Genomic DNA, 15,446 nt, shown 5'->3' with positions numbered 1-15,446 from the left:
GTCCGGACATTGCCGTGCAGCGAAGTGTACCCGCCGCAATCGGAATGACTGTAGGCGTTGCCCAGCAGTCCAGCGGACAAGGCGGCCGTCACGACCGTACCGATCCCATCATGCCGCGTGAAATCGACGCATTGGTCGCCCGCCCACAACAGCGGACAATGCGCCTGCACCCCCGAAAAACCGGCCCGCATGAAAAAGGTCGCTTCGCCGGTCTTCCCACGACTCGTGAGAGCGCGCGCATTCACTTCGGCCCATAGGACCGGGTAGCGGTTGTGAGCCTCCATCGGGTCGGAACCGTCGGCGAGCCTGAGGTCGGTCGGCAGGTATTCGCCGAAATCGGCCATCCAGCCGGCGATCCCGCGATCGAGCATCTCGCACCCGATGATCCGTTCGGCGAACCAGGCGCGGGTTTCCTCCCGGGTGAAGTCGAGCACGCCGCAGTCGAATTCGCCGAAATCGACCAGGTGCGGCCGATCGCCATCGAGCGTCAGGCAGAAATGCCCGCCTGCCTCCGCTTCCGCAAAAAGTTCGCCATCGACCGCGAGATAGGGATTCACATAGGCAAGAAAGCGGATGCCACGCGCGGCCAAGTCGGCGATGCGACCCTCGAGCCTGGGGAAGCGTTCGGCACTGCGCGAACCCAAGTGCCAGTCCCAGAACAGGCGCCGGCCGAAACTGGTCTGGCGGATGCCGGCCCAATCTTCGCACCACAGCCCGGAGATCGCGGCGCCGGCCTCGACGAACGCTTCGAGCCGGTCGAAGCTGCTGTCGCCCGATTTGAGGCCGACGATCGCGCCGGAAATAGCCCAATCGGGCAACTCAGGCTGTCGCCCGAACCGTTCCGACAATCTCCCGACAAGCGCCTTGGGCCCATCGGCAGCGAAGAACTCAAATCGCGCCGAATCTCGCCACACTTCCACCACGTGCTGTGCGGGGTCGGTGAAGTCGAGCACCGAATAACAGCTTTCGGCACAATGCACGGCCAACCAATCGGACGTCAGAAAGGTCGGTTGCGGGTAATTGGTCGTCCAATAATCCCCCCCTGCCATTCCGTCGGCATCCATCAGCCGTGTCAGTTCGGTGGACTTGTCACGGCCGACGCCCGGTTCGCTGGTCCACATCGGGTAACGACGGCCGGTCAGGTCGAGATAGCTCATCTGTTCGCCGCCGCCCCACACCGCACCTCCCGGTGTCGCAGGCAAGCGCAGCCAGATGCGGTCATACTGCGGCGTCAGGCAGGTTATCGATGCCGCTGTTCCCTCCAGCGCGATCCGTACGATCGCGCTACCATCCTGAAGCAGCTCGACGCCGTCGGGTATCTCGCGGAATTCGCCTGGTTCGCAGCGGTCGAATGGCTCGTCCTCGATCAGGAAGTTGCCGCGCACCATCTCTACTCGCGGGCGCCCACGCGCAATGACTACCGCAGGACATTCAGCAGAGTGCCTGAGCACGACTCGGTCACCGAATCGTACCTCAAACCCATCCCTGGAGCCAGAAAACTGCAGCTTTGCGCTCAAATACCCTCTCCTGAGACCGTGTTCTGCCCCAGACCTCGCCTCCGATCAAGAGGCTTATGACAACGCTTGACATAAACTGGACAGGGTGACATTTCCTGCATCCGAAGAGGCGCGTGTACGGCACCAAGAGTGGTGGTCGGCGGTGTTTCGGGAACAAGGGAGAGAGATCATGAGTCAGTTGCGTAAGCGCACGCTGCGTGCGCTGTGCCTGTCGTCCAGCATCATCGGCCTCGCATCCGCTGGCGCCGTCCAGGCGCAGGATGCCGCGGACACCGAAGAAGATGCCGGCGGCGTCAATGTCATCATCGTGACCGCAAACAAGGTCGCAGAAAACGTCCAGGACGTGCCGATCGCGATTACCGCGCTGACGTCGGAACGGCTTGAGCAAGCGGGCACCACCAGCCTTGAGGGTCTGACCCAGATCGTCCCCTCGGTCACCTTCCGCAAGGGCACGACCAGCGCCAACAGCGCCATCGTGATGCGCGGCGTGGGCACCATCACCTTCTCGGTCGCGGCCGAGCCCAGCGTTTCGACCGTGGTCGACGGCATCGTGCTGAGCCGTTCGGGCCAGGCTTTCATCGATCTGGTCGATGCAGAACGCCTCGAGGTGTTGCGCGGGCCGCAGGGCACGCTGTTCGGCAAGAACGCCAGCGCCGGCCTGGTCAGCATCGTTTCGAAGGGCGGCACCGATACCTTCCAGGCCGAAGGCCGTGCCGAGTGGTATGAAGGCCAGGAATATCGCCTGCGCGGATCGGTTTCGGGTCCCCTGGCGGACAACCTCAGCGCCCGCGTGACCGGCTTCTACGGCAGCTATGACGGCAACATCACCAATGTCTTCAATGGCAAGGACGTCAACGGTTACGAGCATTATGGTGCACGCGGCCTGATCGATTACGATAACGGCCCCGCCCGCCTGCGCTTCATCGCGGACTATTTCCGCGCCAATGATGATTGCTGCGCCGACATCACGACCGTCAGCCGTGGCGCCGTGATCGATGCCGAACTGGGCCTGCCCGGCGGTGTCGCCCAGGGCCTCGACCAGCGCTACGTCAACCACAACCTGGTTACCGAGACCAAGGACCGCCAGTGGAGCCTTACCGGCTCGGGCGAATTCGACGTGGGTGAAAGCCACACGCTGAGCGTCATCACCGGCTATCGCAACTGGCGCAACCGCGAGATTCGCGAAGGCGACTTCCTGCCGCGCGCAATCGTGGGAACGGGCGAATTGCACGACAACGGCCTGGTCAAGACCGAGCAGTTTTCGGTCGAAGCCCGGCTTGCTTCCGATCAGTCGAAGCCGTTCTTCTACCAGGTCGGTGCCTTCTACTGGCGTTCGGACAACCAGCAGACCTTCACTCGCGAGGACGTGACCTGTTCAACCTCGACCTTGCCGGTGGATCCGTTGACGGGCGGCCAGCCCTGCAACTTGAACGATACGGTCAACACGATTTTCCCGACCGCAACCTCGTTCAGTGACGTGAATTCGCGCAACTATGCGCTGTTCGGCCAGGCGACCTATCGTTTCAACGACCTGTTCGCGCTGACCGGCGGCCTGCGTTACACGTGGGACGACCTCGACTTCACCCACACCCGCGCACCGGGCGTCAATGCGACCGACGGTTCTCCGGCGGTTGGCCCGGGCGTGTCGGGCAATCCGGCGGGCGGCACGATCGCGTCGGGCGGTAACGGCACCAACACCTCAACCGGCGACAGCAGCAACGGCAACCTGTCAGGCAAGGCGGTGCTGCAGTTCACCCCGTCGAATGACATCCTGCTCTACGGCAGCTACACTCGCGGCTATAAGGGCCCGGCGTTCAACGTCTTCTTCAATCACACCGCACCCAACAACGCGATCCCGATTGACGAGGAAACTTCGGACGCCTTCGAAATCGGCCTCAAGTCGCAGTTCGCCGACAATAAGGTTCAGCTGAACCTGGCTGGCTTCACCGTCACCTATGACGGGTTCCAGGCGAACAACTTCGTGGTGCTCAACGGTGCGACCGTGACCAACCTCACCAATGCGGGCAAGGTTCGCAGCACGGGCTTCGAGGCGGACCTCACCGCAGTGCCGACCGACGGCCTGACCCTGCGGGCAAGCGCTGCCTATGCCGATGCTCATGTCGTCGAGTTCAACCCGAACCCGTCAACCGGCGCACCCGACGCACGCAACGGTACCCAGCTGCCGCTGGCACCGAAGTTCGTCTATACGGTCGGCGCAAGCTACGAGACCGATCTCGGCGGGTTCAGGGCCTATCTCGACACCGACTTCCGCCATGTCAGCGAACAGTTCTCCGACCTTGGGGAGCAGGGCCGGATTGCCCCATACGGCATCTGGAACGCGTCGCTCGGCTTCTCGGATGAAGACGACAAGTATCGCCTGACCTTCCACGTCCGCAACATCACCGATGAAAGCTACGCCTTGCTGAACGTCGGTTCGGGCCAGCGTTTGCAGATCCCGCGTGACGCCGATCGTTACTTCGGCATCAGCCTGCGGGCCCGGGTCGACTGAGATCTGTCACCCATCCCCTAGGGTATAACAGGAAGCCCCCGGCGCGAGCCGGGGGTTTTTCTTTGGGCGTATCAGCCTTCGTCCCCGGCCAGTTCCAGACGGGGGATGATCAGGTGGATGAGGCCCAGGGCGAGGAGGTAAGCACTGCCGCATACCACGAACATCGGCGAATAACCGTGCCCGTTGGTCAATGACCAGCCGGCGAACTCGATCATTGCGGTGCCCGAGATATTCCCGGCGATGGCCCCGACGGCGATCACGCTGGCCACCCGGACCGTGGGGACGATATCGGTCGCCATGCCGAAGATGTTGGTGGAGAAGCCCTGATGGGCGAACAGGCCAAGGCCGATGAACACCGCAGCGAGCCAGGGGTTCTGGGTCACGAGTGCGATGGGCATGGCGAGGACGCACAGGGCGAAGACGAACATCGACAGCTTGCGCGCTCGGTTGATGGTCAATCCACGCGAAAGCAGGATCGGGTAGAGCGCACCTGAGGAAATCGCCCCTAGCGCCGCGAGCGAGAAGATGATCGCCACCGGCCAGCCGAGTTCAGCCTGACCCATGCCGAATACGCGGCTGAAGAAGTCGGGCATCCAGAAAAGCACGAACCACCAGACGCAGTCGGTTAGCGCCTTGGCCCCCGCCACGGCCCATGTCCGCCGGTCGCTCAGCAAGGCGCCCCAGGCTACCGGCGCACGTTCCGGCGCCTTGGTCACGGGTTCAAGCTTGCGCATGGCAGGAATCCAGAAGGCCAGCCACAGGAAGCCGAGCGCGCCGGTAACGATGAAGGCCGCCTGCCATCCAAAGGCCACCGCAAATGGCGGGATCAGCAGGGGCGTCAGGATAGCGCCGATATTGGGCGCGGTATTGATCGTCCCGATGGCGATCGATCGTTCCTTGATCGGCATATAAATGGCCGCCGCCTTCATGGCAGCTGGCGTATTGACCGATTCCGCAACCGCCAGCACGACCCGTGCGGCGACGAATTGCTGGACGCTGGCGGCAAGCGCGTGCGCCATGCCGGCAAGGCTCCAGATCGCTACCGCCAGGCCGTAGGCGAAGCGCACACCGAAGCGGTCGACGAACCAGCCAACCCCGATCAGCGCGGCAGCGGCGGCGAGCTGGAAGGACGATCCCAGATGGGCGAAGTCCTGGTCGCTCCATCCGAATTCCAGTTCGAGAGTCGGCTTCAACAGGGCCAGCACCTGGCGGTCGACGTAGTTCAGCGCGGTGGCGAAGAAGATCAGGCCCACCAGCATGACGCGAAGCCTGCGCCCGACATCCGGCGCGCCTGCCGTACCCGTTTCAAGATTCACTGCGCTCTCCCTCGTTTGCGCCCTTGTAGTGACGCCTCTTTGCGATTACGAAACTATGACACCGTAGGACATAAGGCAAGTAACTTGGCGGAGACGATGCAGGAAGGTGCGGCAAGGCATGGTGTCGATGATCGCACCGTGATCGATCCGGAATTCTTCTCGGGCGATTTGTTCGGCGAGCTGGGCCTTGTCGAAGAGACGCCCGAACGCCGCCGGCCACGCATTGCCCTGGGCCGTTACATCCCCGGATTGGGGCTGTGCGGGACGATCGCGATCGCGGCGACCTGGCTGAGCGAACATTATGGCCCCCCGGCGATCCTGATGGCCCTCCTCATGGGCCTCGCCCTCAATTTCGCAGCACTCGACGCCCGGACGCATACCGGTCTCGACCTGGTCGCCCGACTGGGGCTGCGCATCGGGATTGTGTTGATCGGCTTCCAGGTGACTGCGGCGCAGATCGTCGCGATCGGTCTTGTACCCTTCCTTGCCCTGCTTGGCATCATGGCCGCCGCCTTCGCGGGCGGCATGGCGGGCGCCAGGCTTTCGGGGCAATCGCGCTATGCCGGGATCCTCGCTGGCGGTGCGACCTCGATCTGCGGCGCCAGCGCCGCGCTCGCGCTCTACGGTGTGATTGGTCGCGATCGGCTGACGCAGGCGCAATTCGCCCTGACACTGGTGGGCATCGCGATGGCCAGCGCCCTGGCGATGACAGCCTATCCCGTGCTGGCCGCACAGCTGGGTTTCGATGATCGGGCAGCCGGCTTCCTGATCGGAGCGTCGGTCCACGACGTCGCGCAGGCGATTGGCGGCGGCTATTCCTATTCGGACGCCGCGGGGGTCGAAGCGACCATCGTCAAGCTCGCCCGGGTGGCCCTGCTTGCTCCGGCCGTCCTGGTCGTTTCACTTTGGATCGGCCAGCGCCCGCAGGTAGAGGAACAATCGCTCATCCGCCGCCTCGCGCCACCCTGGTTCATTGCGGGCTTCGTCGCATTGCTGGTGATCAACAGCCTGATTGCCGTCCCGCAGCCCCTGGCGGGCAGCGCATCCATGACCGCCAAGGCCCTGCTGGTTCTGGCCGTGACGGCAACCGCATTGCGGTCACGCACCGACCTGATCGTCCAGCTCGGCTGGCGCGCATTCATGCCGGTATTGTCAGCGACCCTCGCCAGCTTCCTGGTGGCGGTCACCCTCACCTATTTCGTGTTTGTCGGATAGACTCGCCCGAGGGGCAAGCGATCAAGAGCTACCCGCCGACCTGCCATGCCCATCTGGTGAACTCAGCCCCGCCATAGTCGACGATGCCCGTCGGTTGCGCACCAAGCCGGATTAGCGCGCGCGGTGAACGACTGAGCGGGAGCAGGAAAGTCACTTCCTTCACCGAAGTCTCGCGTGCCAGCCAGTCGAGCGATGCCGCGGCAATCTCCCGACCTTTGGAGAAATAGTCGGGATGCAGGACGAGGCCGAAATCCCAATCGGCACCCTCCTTCTGGAAGCCGCCCCACCCGGCATAGGCGCCATCATATTTGATCGCCCAATGACCCAGCCCGTCATCGTCCCAAGACTTCGCCTTGGCGGCAACGAACCCATCGACGGTCGAAAGGTCCCAGACCCCCGTAAGCAGAGGCAGATGCCTGGCGATCCGCGGATTGCGCATATGGTCGAGCAGCACCGCACGCGGCACGTCTTCCAGTCGGTGAAAGCCGATTTTCTCGGAGTCTGGTTGGGGTATCATTCGCACCGGGTGCACTCTCAATTGCTGCCGATCGCGGCGCCCAATTGCTCGGGAGTGACAGGGTTGCCCTGGGCGGCGAAGCCTTCGAGTACGTTCGCAAAGGTCCGCTGATTGTCATGCGCATTGGCAAGCAGCGCCAGGCCGGTCTGTCCGCGCAACCCCTCTGCATCGATCAGGTGTCCGCGGAAAATCACTGCTTCCGGCTGGCGCAAGCAACGCGGAGCCTGCAGCGGGTTTCAGCGGTAGAGCACGAGATCGGCGGCGCAGCCTGCCGCCACGCAGCCCGACTGACCGGCAAGTCCCAACACGCTCGCTGGCGTCGCGGTCGCCGCCTTGATAGCCTTGAACGGCGACTGCAAGGCGCCAGCCAGCAACTCGACTTCCTCGATCAACGACAGTCCAGGCACATTGACGAAGATGCCCGCATCGCTTCCCGCAACGAGCGGAACCCCTTCTTCATCGAGAATGCGGGTGAAGGCGCGATAAAATTCGGCCCGATCGCGTTCACGCCGTGGGTCCTCCTGCGACCAGCGGGCGATCGACTTGCCCGCGACCAGGCGCGCCAGCGGCGACATGGTGCCGATACCCGCACGATAGGCAAAGGCGCCGCCTGACTGTGCAACCTCCACCAGGTTCTGATGGGCGATCAATGTGGGTGTGACCGTTTGCCCTGCGGCGGCAAGAAGCCGGGCGATGCGTCGGGCGCCAATCGGATCGATGTCACCGTGCAATCCATGCCAAGCCAGCGATTCCACATGCTCGATGGTTTCGAATTGGACCGCTGCGACTGTCTCGAAGTCGAGCTCGAACGACACACGGCCATCCGCATCGAAGCTTCGCTGGCCTTCGGGGGTATGGCCAGTGATCGCCATACCTAGATGCTCGGCTTCCTCACTCGCTGCAACGAAAGCCTCGGGCGCGAGGTTCGAATAGACCTTAATCCGGCGATAGCCGAGCTCGTGCTGCTGGCGCACGGCTTCGCGTGCCTCTTCGGCAGTGGCCACAAGCTGGTGATAGATCTGGGCATCAGGGCCGGCGCTGTTGAGGATCGGTCCTGCCGTGACCAGCCGCGATCCGCAGACCTCGCCGCTTTCGACCTGCTGGCCGAGGCGCAGGTGGAACGGCATGCCCGAAAGATTGCGCGCCGTGGTCACACCATGCATCAACTGCGCGGCAAGCTCGGTCTGGTCCCAGACATGGGTGTGCATGTCGTAGAGGCCGGGGATCATGGTGAGGCCCGCTCCATCGACAATGGTCACATCGTCCTCAGGCACATCCAGATCACTGGCGATACGGACTACCCGTCCGTCGCGTACCAATACCGAGACGCCTGATCGAACGTCCGGCCGTTCGCCGCGAAAGTCGACAGCGGTGACCCCCTTGACCAACAAGCCATGGCTGGGCGTTCCGCAGCTTGCGGGCACGGCCTCATCGCCCGGGACGGCATTCGCCTGACTGGGCAGAGCCAGCGCCATGGCGGCACAGGCGAATAATCCGGAAATTCTCGAAGTCACTGGGTCCCCCAAATCCTGGAGATATTTCGCTCGATGCTGTGCGCGGGTTACAGGCGAACTACGCCCTGTGGATGAGCGAATGAACGCGCTGCTGCAGCGCCGGGATCACTTCGGCTTCGAACCAGGGATTGCGCGCAAACCACATGCGGTTGCGCGGACTGGGGTGAGGCAGGACGATGGATGCCGGGAGCGTTTCGCGCCACTGGCCCGTGAGACTGGCCAGCGTCTCTTTCTTGTCGAAGCCATGCCAACTGGCGGCATAGCGGCCAAGGACGACCGTGAGCTGTACGCCATCCATGCGGTCGAGCAACCTGCTGCGCCATTGCGCGGCACATTGCGGCGGCGGCGGCAGGTCACCCCGCTCGCCCGACCCGGGGAAACAGAAGGCCATCGGGACAACGGCGAAAAGCGAACTGTCGTAGAACGCATCGCGATCGATCCCCAACCACTGGCGCAGCCGATCGCCAGACGGGTCATCGAAGGGAATTCCCTTGTGATGGGTGCGACTCCCTGGCGCTTGGCCGGCAATCAGGATGGGAGCCCGCCGATCCCATTGCAGGATCGGGCGCGGACCCAACGGCAGGGTATCGCAGGTGCTGCAGGAGCGGATGGCACCCAGCAGCGCTTCATCGCTCGTGCCCGCTTCGTCTGTCATCTGCCAGTCCCCCTGCTTGTGCCAACTCGATTACGGGTCTTGCACATCGATACGAGAGCACCGTGGCAAGCTGCTAGATCACCGGCGGTCTGCGTGCCGCATTTCAGGAAATCCGACCACAGCTTCGACGTTGGACCCACTGCGGTTACTAGAATCGGGCATCAGGAACGGATTGCCCAGAAAAAGTGATGGCGACGACCGCATCCGCTGTGGGGGTTGGGAGGCTCAGATACGATCGCCGCCATCGGCAGGGGCGTTATGAGAACGCAACTGCCAGGCTGTAGATACTGGACCAATCGGACCGGACATGGGCGACCCTGCCCGCCCGGTCCGACTGGAAGGCACACGAGACACCACCTAAAGGGTGGTGTCAGGCATGCCCCTGCCGGTTAGGCAGCCTTTGTCGTAACGACCGGGAAATCGATCTCGGTCGCCGCGATGTGGTTGAAGTAGTTGGTGAAGATGTTCAGCGCGGTAACAGCGACGAGTTCCACCAGGTGGCCGGCGTCGAAGCCAGCCGAATAGAAGTCAGCAACGTCGGCGTCGCTCAGCACGCCGCGCTGGTTGACGATCTTGCGAGCGGTTTCAACGATCTTGCCGTCGGCCGAAGCGAGCTGGCCGCCGCTGATGACGGTCTGCATGTCGGCGGCGTCGAGGCCAGCCATCTTGCCGAGCGCGCTGTGAGCCGAGGCGCAGTAGTCGCAGCTGTTGGCACTGGCAGCGGCAAGAGCGGCGAGTTCGCGCTGGGCGTCGGTGAAGCGGCCATTGCCGAGGGCGCCGCTGAAGCCGAGGTAGCCTTCAAGCGCGGCAGGCGACTGGGCCATGGTGCGCATAATGTTGGGCACGCCACCCATCTTGCCCTTGATGGCGGTGAAGAGACCGGCAACAGCCGCGTCCTGAGTGTCGAGGGGAAGTGCGTCGATCCGTTGCATTATCTGTACTCCGTGATTTGCGTTTGGACGCCGCGGAGATGCGCATGGCGGGACAATTGAGCAAGGGATCGGGGTGTTATTGGGATTTCCTGCTAACTGAAGTAGACGCTCTGCAAAGCTAAGCTGCAAGTCTCGTGCGGAAGCTGGTCGGCGATTCACCGAACATGTTGGCGAAGGCACGCGTGAACGCCGCAGGCGACTGGTAGCCGATTCGTCCCGCAACCTCCTGGATAGAGACCTGGCCGTGGCGCAGCAGCGCGCAGGCCTTTTGCAGGCGCCATTCTGCAAGGTAGGTCAGCGGGCCGCATCCGACGAGTTCCTGGAAGCGCGCCGCAAAGCGACTGCGCGACATCGCTGCCTCGCCAGCGAGCGCCTCGACTGTCCAGTTGGCAGCAACATTGTGATGCATCGCCTGCAGCGCGCGCGAGATCTTGGGATCGCCCAAAGCCTCCATCAGCCCAGCCAGCTGTGGCGATTGCGATGCCGATGAGCGGACGGTTTCGATGAAGATGATCTCTGACATCCGGCGCACCACCGCCATCGAACCGGGATTGTCCTCTGCCATCTGGCGGGCCATTAGCCGCAAGGCTTCGTCCAGCCAGAAGGCCGAGCTGCGCATGGTGGCGCTGACGTGAAGCAGTTTGGGCAGTGACCGTAGAAGCGGATGATTACTGCCGGCGGCGAAGTCGAAATGGCCGCACATCAGGTGTGTCGCGGCGTTCTCGCAACCCTCGCCGACGACGAATACCGGACCGTCATCGTAGTCATTGTCCGCCTTGACCTGGTCAAGCGGTTTGGGCTGGCGATCGGGCGTGTCGGAAAGAATGTGCGCCGCGCCGCCCGGTACCAGCACCAGATCTCCCTGGCGCAAGAAGATCGGCGGCTCGTCGCCAGCACGGACATAGCAGTCCCCCTGGACTGCATAGTGAAAGCGGATGACCGATGCATAATCGGGCACGTTGATCGAGAAGGGGTTGCTGAAGCAGGTGCGGAAATAGAACTGTCCCTGCAGCGATAATGAATCGAGAATGTCGCTCAGCAAATCCATCGAACCACTCCATTCAACCCATTGGGTGAGCGGCGCCAGACCTTGGCTCCGACGCCGCCCATCTGTTAGAAGTTCCAGAGAACGCCGGCCAGAACCTGGTGGCGATCCCAGCTAGCTCCATCGTTTCCAAGATCCGAATAACGATACTCGATGCGGCTGCGCAGGTTCGAGCCGAACGCATATTCCAAGCCACCGCCGACGAGCCAGCCGTCAGCATTGTCCTTGTCGCTCAAGGTCGGCTGCCCGCTGGCGCTCAGCGTCGCTTCCACGCGGCTGTTCTGATAACCGCCGCGCACATAGACCAGAGCCTTGTCGCTCACGAGGTAGCCAGCACGACCGGTAAATTCGAAGGTGTACTCGGGATCGAGCTCTACCGATGCGACACTGTCGCCGAGCTCGAGTTCATCGTCGGCACCGATGCCGAAGGCGGCTTCGACACCCAAGCGAACGCGCGGAGCAACTGCGTAGTCGTAGCCAGCAAAGAGCTGGAAATAGGCTGCGTCCTGCGAAAGCTGGTTCGGCAGTTGGGTATTGTCGCCCAACTCAGGGCCGATCTCGTCGCGGCTGTAGCCTGCCGCTGCACCGATGAACGGGCCCTCAAATTCCTCTGCCATCGCGGGTGTGGCGAAGGATGCAAAGGCTATCGACGCGATAAAGAGAGCGCCAAGTCTAGTAGTCATATTCAATCCCTTTTTGGTTCGCGCTCCATCTGGGCGCGGCCACTTTGTTGGGATTGTAAGACGGAATGCAAACCTATCCGTCAAGATTAAGACACCGTGCAATTCACGCGAGACGATATGCAAAGTCTACCCACATCAACGCGAAGAGCGCAGCAAGTAGGTAAAGGACCGATGGCTTAGACCATCGGTCCCTGGGCTGCGAAGAGAGCCAGCGTAAAAGCGACAGTGCCAAAAGTGCTGGCGAGCGATGCGATAGCGATAGCGGCTTTCTCGCGGGCGGTTTCCTGAGTCAGTTCAAACATCTCGATTTCCTTTCCAAGTTTGTCGCCACTGCGGCGACAAGAGATGGATAGGAGAGCTCGGTATCGGGCGTATTTCACGCTCAGGGGTAAAAGGTTTCAATTGTTGCTTGCAACCGTAAGACCGCATCATGCGGCGCGGCGTGCGAGATCCAGCCAGATCCGTTCAACATCATCGACCAGAGAGCGGACGAAAGTATCGGTGGTAGCCCCGCAGGTGATCGAGAAGCGCAGCAGCTTGCGTCCACGCCAATCCGCAGTGCGAACGAAGTATTGACCGGTACCATTCAGATGGGTCGCGACCAGTTCGGACAGGTCGGCATCCTCATGGATAAACGCAACCGCAAGCTGGTTCAGACAGACCGTGTTCACCACTTCGACGCCCGGCAAGTGGCGCAACGACTGGGCGAGCAGGTGGGTCGCATTGCAATGTTCCTCGACCATCCGCTCGATCCCCAGCCGCCCCAGACTTTGCATCACCGCCCAGACGGCGAAGCCGCGGGCGCGGCGGGAGAGTTCGGGGGCAAAGTCCGAATTGTTGCGCGTATCGCGCATGTTGGGAAGATAGCCCGCCTGCATCGCCATGGCGCGCCGGTGGCAGCGCTCGTCGCGCACGATCGCGAAGCCGCAATCATAGGGAATCTGCAGCCATTTGTGACCATCGACCGACCAGCTGTCGGCCAGCTCGATACCATGCGCCAGGCAGCGCAGCCGGCGGCTGGCGCGTACCCACAGCCCGAAAGCGCCGTCGACATGGAGCCAGGCGCCGAGTTCGCGGCAGAGCGATGAAACGCGGGTGAAGTCGTCGAACCCGCCGGACATGATCTGCCCCGCCTGCGCGATGACGATCCGCGCCTCGACCCTATCGCTGCGCATCGCCTGTTCGAGCGCTGTGCAATCGAAGGTCCCGTCCGCCAGCGAGGGGATGCGGCGGATCTGTTCGTCGCCGAAGCCGAGATAGCGCAGCACCGAATAATTGGTCACATGGCCATCGTCCGAGATGTAGATCGCCACTTCGGGGCAGCCGAACAGGCCCTTGGCCTCGAAATCGTGGCCCGCCCGCTCGAGCACCGCCAGCCGCGCCGCGGCGAGCGCGGTGAAGGCCGCCATGGTCGCCCCGGTGGTGAAGCCGACCGAGGCTTCGCGCGGCAGGTCGAGCACGTCGAGCAGCCAGGCTGCGCTCGCCGCCTCAGCCTGCGCCGCGGCGGGTGAACTGTCGTAAAGGCAGGCGTTCTGGCCCCAGGTCGCGGCGAGCCAGTCCGCAGCGATCCCCGCGGGATGCGAGCCGCCGATCACCCAGCCCATGAAGCCCGGCTTGGTCGAGCCGGTCAGTCCCGGCCTGGCCGCGGCATCGAGCGCCGCGATGACCTTGCGCGCCTCGCGACCGCGGCGTGACAGCGGGATATCGAAGCCCGAGGCTTCCGCGCGGGGCGCAGCGCCCGGATCGAGCGCGGCAGCCCCGCTGCGATATTCCAGCGCCAGCTGTGCAGCCAACTCGAGCGCCTCGTTCGCGGCGAAACAGTCGGGGTCCACGCTCACCGGGCCTGGAGCCACTTGGGGAGGAGCGAATAGGCGTTGTCGATGCCCGACGGGCCATGCGCCACCCCGGCCGCGTCAAGCAACCCGGCGAGGTCGCCGGCATTATGCGCGTCGAACAGTTCGGTCGCGCCGCCTATGTGTTTCCCGGCGATGAAGACCTGCGGCACGGTGGGCGCACCGCTGATCTTGCCCAGCGCGCGGCGCACGTCCGCGGCCCATGCGGCATCGGCATATTCGGGGCCGTCGAGCGCTATCTCGCGATAGGCCACGCCCATCGCATCGAGCAGCTTGCGGCCCGACCAGCAGAATTCGCACCATTCGAGCGAGAAGAACACCAGCGGGGCACCCTCGCCTTCGATCAGCGCCTTCACGTGGTCCAACGCCTCGGCGCTCGGTTCGGGGGCAGGCGCAGCCGGGGCTGCGGGCGCCGGGGCCGGCGCGTCGAAGCGGGCACCGGGCGTCGAGCGCGAAATTGCCATCTCGCCTTCGTCCATATCCTCGAGAATATCGGCAAAGAGCGGGGTCGACATGTAGCGTTCGCCGGTATCGGCGACCATCGCCAGCACCCGCGAGCCGGGCGGCAATTCGCTGGCGAGCTTGCGCGCGGTGGCGAAGGTAGCGCCAGAGGTGATGCCGCAGAAAATGCCTTCCTCGCAGGCCAGCTTGCGCGACCATTCCATCGCCTCATCACCGCTGACCAGGCGGATCTCGTCGATCACTCCCTGGTCGATGGCCTGCTGCGTGACGTGCGGAATGAAGTCGGGCGCCCAGCCCTGCATCGGGTGCGGGCGGAAGACCGGGTGGCTGCCCACGGGCGAATTGTCCGCGGCATAGGCCTGCGCGATCCCCGAACTGAGCACCGCCGAATTGGCCGGTTCGCAGGCGATCACGCGGGTCTGCGGGCTATGCTTCTTGAGCGCGCGGCCGACGCCGGCGATGGTGCCGCCGGTGCCCAGGCCGCTGACGAAGGCATCGAGCGGCGCATCGGCGAAATCGGCGACGATTTCCATGCCGGTGGTCAGTTCATGGGTCAGCGCATTGTTCTCGTTCTCGAACTGGCGCGGCAGGAACCAGCCGTGCTCCCTGGCCAGTTCGCGTGCCTTGTCGACCATGCCCGTGCCCTTGAGCGAGGCGGGCGTCAGCACGACCTTTGCGCCGAGGAAGCGCAGGATCTTGCGGCGTTCGACGCTGAAGCTTTCGGCCATCACGATGACCAGCGGATAGCCCTTGCGGGCGCAGACCAGCGCCAGGCCGATGCCGGTATTGCCGCTGGTCGCTTCGACCACGGTCTGGCCGGGCTTGAGCGAACCGTCACGCTCGGCGGCCTCGATCAGGCCCAGCGCCAGCCGGTCCTTGACCGACCCCAACGGGTTGGCGCTCTCCAGCTTGACCCAGACCTCGCGGCCCGGGGGCGAAAGCTTTTCGGCCAGCACGACGGGCGTATTGCCGATGAGTTCGAGGACGGACCCGTGCCGGCCACCCATCATCGGGCGGGGGGTGTTGGGGAGAGGAAGATGGGCGGTCATGGCACGGGTCCTGGGGCTGTGTTTCGATGCCCGGACACTGGCCCCCGCGCGTTTCAGCCGGATATCGCGGCGCGGCGTTTAATGTTTCAATTGTTTCGCGAGCGGTAGTACCCGCGCCTATTCGGGATCGTAGATATAGCCGAGCCCGCGCACCGTGCGGATAACCGCCGGGTGGGTGG

15 protein-coding genes are annotated in these 15,446 nt (G+C 63.6%); 2 read left to right on the top strand and 13 right to left on the bottom strand.

Annotation, left to right across the window (positions count from 1 at the left end):
* Window positions 1-1,451: alpha-glucosidase (locus AAFM29_RS03565; RefSeq protein WP_341711453.1), on the bottom strand; the 1,451-nt coding region annotated here is incomplete at its 3' end.
* 235 nt (window positions 1,452-1,686) lie between these two features.
* Between AAFM29_RS03565 and AAFM29_RS03560 the strand changes: the two genes are divergently transcribed.
* Window positions 1,687-4,026: a TonB-dependent receptor gene (locus tag AAFM29_RS03560; protein ID WP_341711441.1), complete on the top strand. Its 2,340-nt coding sequence runs from the start codon at window positions 1,687-1,689 to the stop codon at window positions 4,024-4,026.
* Window positions 4,027-4,097: 71 nt separating this feature from the next.
* On the opposite strand, the gene AAFM29_RS03555 is transcribed toward AAFM29_RS03560, so the two are convergent.
* Window positions 4,098-5,285 (bottom strand): MFS transporter, encoded by a 1,188-nt coding sequence (locus AAFM29_RS03555; protein ID WP_341711452.1) that lies wholly within the window; start codon window positions 5,283-5,285, stop codon window positions 4,098-4,100.
* 141 nt (window positions 5,286-5,426) lie between these two features.
* Between AAFM29_RS03555 and AAFM29_RS03550 the strand changes: the two genes are divergently transcribed.
* Window positions 5,427-6,557 (top strand): putative sulfate exporter family transporter, encoded by a 1,131-nt coding sequence (locus AAFM29_RS03550; RefSeq protein ID WP_341711440.1) that lies wholly within the window; start codon window positions 5,427-5,429, stop codon window positions 6,555-6,557.
* Window positions 6,558-6,585: 28 nt separating this feature from the next.
* Here the strand turns inward: AAFM29_RS03550 and AAFM29_RS03545 are convergent, their stop codons facing one another.
* From AAFM29_RS03545 to AAFM29_RS03495, 11 genes are all read right to left on the bottom strand, one after another.
* Complete coding sequence (locus AAFM29_RS03545; protein WP_341711439.1) at window positions 6,586-7,074, bottom strand: hypothetical protein; 489 nt, start codon at window positions 7,072-7,074, stop codon at window positions 6,586-6,588.
* A gap of 17 nt (window positions 7,075-7,091) precedes the next feature.
* The gene (locus AAFM29_RS03540; protein ID WP_341711438.1) at window positions 7,092-7,268 is read right to left on the bottom strand and encodes a hypothetical protein; all 177 of its coding nucleotides are present in this window, start codon (window positions 7,266-7,268) and stop codon (window positions 7,092-7,094) included.
* A gap of 42 nt (window positions 7,269-7,310) precedes the next feature.
* Window positions 7,311-8,588 (bottom strand): amidohydrolase family protein, encoded by a 1,278-nt coding sequence (locus tag AAFM29_RS03535; RefSeq protein WP_341711437.1) that lies wholly within the window; start codon window positions 8,586-8,588, stop codon window positions 7,311-7,313.
* Between the two features lie 58 nt (window positions 8,589-8,646).
* Window positions 8,647-9,243 (bottom strand): uracil-DNA glycosylase family protein, encoded by a 597-nt coding sequence (locus tag AAFM29_RS03530; RefSeq protein WP_341711436.1) that lies wholly within the window; start codon window positions 9,241-9,243, stop codon window positions 8,647-8,649.
* 389 nt (window positions 9,244-9,632) lie between these two features.
* Entirely contained in the window at window positions 9,633-10,175 is a 543-nt protein-coding gene (locus AAFM29_RS03525; protein WP_341711435.1) for a carboxymuconolactone decarboxylase family protein, read from the bottom strand.
* A 118-nt stretch (window positions 10,176-10,293) separates the two neighbouring features.
* Complete coding sequence (locus tag AAFM29_RS03520; protein WP_341711434.1) at window positions 10,294-11,223, bottom strand: AraC family transcriptional regulator; 930 nt, start codon at window positions 11,221-11,223, stop codon at window positions 10,294-10,296.
* Window positions 11,224-11,288: 65 nt separating this feature from the next.
* Window positions 11,289-11,903, bottom strand: a complete 615-nt coding sequence (locus AAFM29_RS03515; protein WP_341711433.1) for a porin family protein — start codon at window positions 11,901-11,903, stop codon at window positions 11,289-11,291.
* 176 nt (window positions 11,904-12,079) lie between these two features.
* On the bottom strand, window positions 12,080-12,205 hold the full coding sequence (locus tag AAFM29_RS03510) for a hypothetical protein (RefSeq protein WP_341711432.1): 126 nt from the start codon (window positions 12,203-12,205) through the stop codon (window positions 12,080-12,082).
* 126 nt (window positions 12,206-12,331) lie between these two features.
* Complete coding sequence (locus tag AAFM29_RS03505; protein ID WP_341711431.1) at window positions 12,332-13,741, bottom strand: pyridoxal-dependent decarboxylase; 1,410 nt, start codon at window positions 13,739-13,741, stop codon at window positions 12,332-12,334.
* Window positions 13,738-15,267 carry a cysteine synthase A gene (gene cysK, locus AAFM29_RS03500; protein WP_341711430.1) on the bottom strand — a complete coding sequence of 510 codons (1,530 nt, stop codon included), beginning with the start codon at window positions 15,265-15,267 and terminating at the stop codon, window positions 13,738-13,740. The genes AAFM29_RS03505 and cysK overlap by 4 nt, the downstream gene beginning before the upstream one ends.
* 117 nt (window positions 15,268-15,384) lie before the next feature.
* Window positions 15,385-15,446 (bottom strand): hypothetical protein (locus AAFM29_RS03495; RefSeq protein WP_341711451.1); only part of this gene is annotated, 62 nt, incomplete at its 5' end.

It is taken from the genome of Erythrobacter sp. (genome assembly GCF_038133525.1).
Taxonomy (GTDB): Bacteria; Pseudomonadota; Alphaproteobacteria; order Sphingomonadales; family Sphingomonadaceae; genus Qipengyuania.
Note: the sequence above shows the minus strand (reverse complement) of the source record. Positions and strands in the feature narration are given on the sequence as shown.